The organism is Actinotalea sp., assembly GCF_035443605.1.
Taxonomy (GTDB): domain Bacteria; phylum Actinomycetota; class Actinomycetes; order Actinomycetales; family Cellulomonadaceae; genus Actinotalea.
In genome coordinates, this window is the sequence record NZ_DAORSQ010000005.1 from 36,931 (window position 1) to 42,168 (window position 5,238).

The 5,238-nt window shown below is 75.1% G+C and carries 4 protein-coding genes; 1 reads left to right on the forward strand and 3 read right to left on the reverse strand.

Annotated features, from left to right (window positions below; all coding sequences use genetic code 11):
- Positions 1 to 512 (forward strand): PfkB family carbohydrate kinase (locus PKY62_RS01380; protein WP_324534095.1); only part of this gene is annotated, 512 nt, incomplete at its 5' end.
- Between the two features lie 289 nt (positions 513 to 801).
- On the opposite strand, the gene topA is transcribed toward PKY62_RS01380, so the two are convergent.
- From topA to PKY62_RS01395, 3 genes are all read right to left on the reverse strand, one after another.
- Positions 802 to 3,672 (reverse strand): type I DNA topoisomerase, encoded by a 2,871-nt coding sequence (topA, locus tag PKY62_RS01385; protein ID WP_324534097.1) that lies wholly within the window; start codon positions 3,670 to 3,672, stop codon positions 802 to 804.
- Between the two features lie 116 nt (positions 3,673 to 3,788).
- On the reverse strand, positions 3,789 to 4,652 hold the full coding sequence (locus PKY62_RS01390) for a phosphatase PAP2 family protein (protein ID WP_324534099.1): 864 nt from the start codon (positions 4,650 to 4,652) through the stop codon (positions 3,789 to 3,791).
- Positions 4,653 to 4,836: 184 nt separating this feature from the next.
- Complete coding sequence (locus tag PKY62_RS01395; protein ID WP_324534100.1) at positions 4,837 to 5,223, reverse strand: hypothetical protein; 387 nt, start codon at positions 5,221 to 5,223, stop codon at positions 4,837 to 4,839.
- Positions 5,224 to 5,238: the final 15 nt, after the last annotated feature.

Consider the following 5,238-nt stretch of genomic DNA (forward strand, 5'->3'; position numbering starts at 1 on the left):
TGCTCGGCCTGGTCGACATCGCCCTGCTGTCCGAAGACTTCCGCGTGCCCGAGGAAGTCCGCGTGGTCGACGGCGTCCGGGCGCTCGACGGCGTCCGCGTGGTCGACGGCGTCCGCGTGGTCGACGGCGTCCGCGTGGTCGACGGTGTCCGGGCGCTCGACGACCCCTCGGCACCCCGGATCGACACGCTCACCCGCGTGGCGGCGTGGGGGCCGGCCGTCGTCGCGCAGTCCCACGGCGCCGACGCCGTCGTCGTGGTCCGCGACGGGGTGCGCACCACGGTGGCGGTGCCCCGAACCGGTGTCGTCGACACCCTGGGAGCTGGCGACGTGCTGCACGGAGCCCTCGTCGCGTGGCTGGCGCGGGAACCGCTGGCCGTCCGCGACCCTCTCGACGCGCTGCGATGGGCCACCGAGGTCGCCTCCGCCTCGGTCGGCGCCGCGGGCGCGCACGGCTGGCAGGCCGACGGCGCGGCCCTCGACCGGCTGCGCGCCACGCTCACCCGGGGCTGACCCCCAGACCGGACCGGATCGCCATCGGGACCCGCACCGGACCACCACCGGACCGCCGAGGGCGCGAACGGCGCGAAGGGCGCGGAGAGCGCGGAGGGCGCGGAGCGTACGGGTCTCGACACGCGGGCGTGTCGCACCGGGACGCTCCGCCCGGGACCGGAACGCTCCGCACGACCGAACGGAACGCTCCGCGGGACCGGAACGCTCCGCACGACCTTACGGAACGCTCCGCACCGGACCGCGCGGCTCCGCTGGAGTCCAGAACGCTCCGCACCGAGGACCCGCGCGGTCAGGCCTTCCTCGTCTGCGCCTTCGTCGTCGCCGCCGTCGTCGCCGCCGTCGCCGCCGCCTTCGTCGCCGCGGGCTTCTTCGCCGGGGCCTTGCGCGCGGGCGCCTTGCGGACCGGCTTCTTGGCGGGGCCCTGGGCGCGCTTGTCCGCGAGCAGCTCCGCCGCCTGCTCCGGGGTGATCGACTCGGGGGTCAGGTCCTTGGGCAGCGTGCGGTTGGTCTCGCCGTCGGTGACGTACGCCCCGAACCGGCCCTCCTTGATGACGATCGGCTTCTCGGTCACCGGGTCGAGCCCGAGCTCGCGCAACGGCGGCGTGGCCACCTGGCCGCGCCCGCGCTTGGGCTGGGCGTAGACGGCGAGCGCCTCGTCGAGGGTGATGTCGAACATCGCCTCCTCGCTCGGCAGCGTGCGCGAGTCCGTTCCGCGCTTGAGGTAGGGCCCGTACCGGCCGTTCTGGGCCGTGATGGTCTCGCCCGTCTCCGGGTCCACCCCGACCGTGCGCGGCAGGGAGAGCAGCCGCAGGGCGTCCTCGAGCGTGATGGTCTGCAGCTGCATGGTGGACAGCAGCGAGCCGGTGCGCGGCTTGGGGGCTGCGGCCAGTGCCTTCTTGCGCGCGGCGGCGGACAGTGCGGGGTCGAGCTCCGGCTCGGGGATCAGCTCGGTGACGTAGGGCCCGTAGCGGCCCTTCTTCGCCACGATCGTCGTGCCCGTCGCGGGGTCCTCGCCGAGCACCTGGTCGCCGTCGGGCTGTGTGTCGAGCAGCTCGCGGGCGCGCTCGACCGTCAGCTCGTCGGGGGCGAGCTCCTCGGGGACGGACGCGCGGCGCGCCTCCTCGCCCGGGGCACCCTCGACCTCGAGGTACGGCCCGTAGCGGCCGACGCGCAGCGTGATGCCCTCGCCGATGTCGATCGAGTTGACCTCGCGCGCGTCGATGTCGCCGAGGTTGGCGACGAGGTCGCGCAGGCCGTCCGGCGAGCCGGAGGTGCCCGGGCCGGACACCTCGGCCGCGCCGCTCGCGCCGGGGCCGAAGTAGAACTGGGTCAGCCACGCGACCCTGTCCTTCTCCCCCGCGGCGATCGCGTCGAGGTCCTCCTCCATGACGGCCGTGAAGTCGTAGTCGACCAGCCGCGCGAGATTCTCCTCGAGCAGGCGGGTCACCGCGAACGCGAGCCATGAGGGCACGAGCGCCTGCCCGCGCGACGTGACGTACCCGCGGTCCTGGATGACGGAGATCGTCGCGGCGTAGGTCGACGGGCGGCCGATGCCGCGCTCCTCGAGCGCCTTGATGAGGCTGGCCTCCGTGAACCGCGGCGGCGGGGACGTCCGGTGGCCGTCTGCCGTCAGGTCCGCGCCGGTCAGGGCGTCGCCCTGGGCCAGCTCCGGCAGCCGCACCTCGGCCTCGGGCCTCGCCGCGGCCTTGGACCCGGCCCGACCGCGCGCCGCCCCCGTGGCCTCGCCGTCGCCGTCGGCGCCGTCGTCGTACCGCTCGACGTCGCGGCCCTCCTCGTACGCGGCGAGGAAGCCGCGGAAGGAGATGACGGTGCCCGACGCGCCGAAGACGGCGGGGGTGGGGCCCTCCGGCAGCGCGGCGTCGGCGCCCAGCCGCACCGATGCCGTCGAGCCGCGCGCGTCGGCCATCTGCGAGGCGACGGTGCGCTTCCAGATGAGCTCGTAGAGCCGGAACTGGTCACCGGACAGCTCGCGGGCCACCTGCGCAGGGGTGCGGAAGTGGTCCCCGGCGGGGCGGATCGCCTCGTGCGCCTCCTGGGCACCCTTGGCCTTGGACGTGTAGACGCGCGGTGAGGCCGGGACGTACTCGGGCCCGTAGAGCTCGGCGGCCTGGCGGCGCGCGGCATCGATCGCCTGGGTGGACAGCACCGGCGAGTCGGTGCGCATGTACGTGATGTAGCCGTTCTCGTACAGCGTCTGCGCCGTGCGCATGGCCTGGCGCGAGCCCATCCGCAGCTTGCGGCTCGCCTCCTGCTGCAGCGTGGAGGTGGTGAACGGCGCCGCCGGGCGGCGCGTGTACGGCTTGGTCTCGAGGCTCAGCACCGCGTACGACGCCGCGGCCAGCCCGGCGACGACGGCCGTGGCGCGGGCCTCGTCCAGGTGCACGACGTCGCGCCCGGTGAGCGTGCCGCGGTCGTCGAAGTCCCGGCCGCTCGCCACGCGCCGGCCGCCCAGCTGCACCAGCTTCGCCTGGAAGTCGCCGCGCTCGGTCTCGGAGGTCGGCGCCGCCTGCGCGAAGGTGCCGGTCACGTCCCAGTACTCGGCCGTGCGGAACGCCATGCGCTCGCGCTCGCGCTCGACGACGAGCCGGGTCGCCACGGACTGCACCCGGCCGGCGGACAGGCCCTGGCGGACCTTGCGCCACAGCACAGGGGAGACCTCGTAGCCGTACAGCCGGTCGAGGATGCGGCGGGTCTCCTGCGCGTCGACCAGTGCCTGGTCGAGGTCCCTGGTCGCCGCGAGCGCGCGCTGGATGGCCTCGCGGGTGATCTCGTGGAACACCATGCGCTTCACGGGGACCTTGGGCTTGAGCTCGGCGAGCAGGTGCCAGGCGATGGCCTCGCCCTCACGGTCCTCGTCGGTGGCGAGGTAGAGCTCGTCGGCATCCTTGAGCGCGCGCTTGAGCTCGGCGACCTTCTTGCGCTTGTCCGCGTCGACCACGTAGTACGGCTCGAAGCCGTGGTCCACGTCGACGGCGAACTTGCCGAACGGACCCTTCTTCATGTCCGCTGGCAGCTCGGAGGGCTGCGGCAGGTCGCGGATGTGGCCCACCGACGCCTCGACGACGTAGCCCTCGCCGAGGTACCCGGCGATGGTGCGCGCCTTCGCCGGCGACTCGACGATGACGAGCCTGCGCGTCATGCGGACCTGCTTCCTGGGGCGGGCCGCTGACGGCCCGGGGGATCGGGGACGGTGTGGCACCGTCGATCGCGCACTCTACGACCTGCCGTCAACCGCCGCGGACACGCGCCCACCGCTCACCGACGTCGCGGATCGGCTGCGGCGCGCATCGCGAGCAGCACGGCGAACGCCAGGCAGGCGGTCGCGCCCACCCCCGCGGCGCCCCCGCCGTAGGCCGTGAGGAGGTCCGCCGTGGAGTCCAGACCCGCCTCGAGCCCGGCCGCGGTCCGTGCCAGCGCCACGCCCGCGAGGACCGTGGCGAACGCCCCGGCTGCGGTGAGCAGGCCCACCGTCGCGGCCGTGCGGTGCGGAGCCACCGCCGCGGGCGCGAGCGCCGTGCGCGCCCCCATGGCCGTGGCCACCCCGGCCCAGCCGAGCACCACGAGCACCGCGGCGACGACGTCGCTCGGCCGGTGCCAGCCGCCGACGAGCGTCGAGATCCCCGTCGCCGTGGTGTAGCCGGCGCCGAGCAGGGCCGCGGCCGGGCGCAGCCGGGCGGGGACCACGAGGACCAGCGCGGCCGAGACCGACGCCGCCGCGGCCGTGTGCCCGCTGGGCAGCGAGTTCCGCAGGGTGTCGCCCAGGCCCAGGTCGGGCCGGTCGAGCACCCAGTACTTGAGCACCTGCACGGTGAGGTTGGCCCCGCCCATGAGGACCGCGACCTGCAGCGCGAGCAGGGCACGACGCCGCAGCAGGGCCAGCAGCATGGTTGCGACGAGCACACCCCCGATGAAGGGGACGGAGATCACCTCGAGCACGGGCTCGGCGACCTGCCAGAGCCGGGTGCGGCCGTACGCCGCGCCGTCGTAGGCCGCCGCGTCGAGCAGGCGACCGGTCGGCGAGGCGACGAAGAGGAACCACGTGGCCCAGACGCCGACGGCGCAGACCAGCGCCACCGCGAGCGCGGGGGCACGGTGGCCGGAGCGCAGCTCGCCCGGCACGGGGGGACGGGGATCGGGGGAACCGGGATCGGGGGGACGGGGATCGGCCGGCGCGCCGGACGTGGCTCCGGCTGGCCCCGGGGGGCCCGAGGGGCCTGGGGGCACGGCGGCGGGTGAGCGCGGGGTGCGCGCCACGGGCCGGTGCTCGAGGGACATCCCTCCACGGTAGGTGATCGGCACCACCTCAGCCCTGGGCGAGCAGCACGGCATGCGGTCCGGCGGTGGACAGGCACGCGCGCGAGTCGGCGTCGACGTTGATGCACACCAGGCACCCGCCGTGCTCCTCCAGTCGGTGCGCGGCCTCGTCGATCACCGTCGCGGCGCGGGGGCTGAGCAGTCGCGCCGCCTGCAGGTCGAGGACGACGATCGACGCGCAGGCCGAGAGCGCGTCGAGCAGCGCGCGGAGCCGCCCGACGTCCCCACGCCCGAACCTGCCGGCGGGCCGCACGGTCGCGGTGATCCAGGCCGGGTCGACGGCGGGCTGATCGACGCCGGGCCGGGCGACGGCCCGATCGTCGACGCCGCGCCGGACGTCGACGCCGTGCCGATCGATGACGGTGGCTGTGCTCACGGGACACCTCTCGTG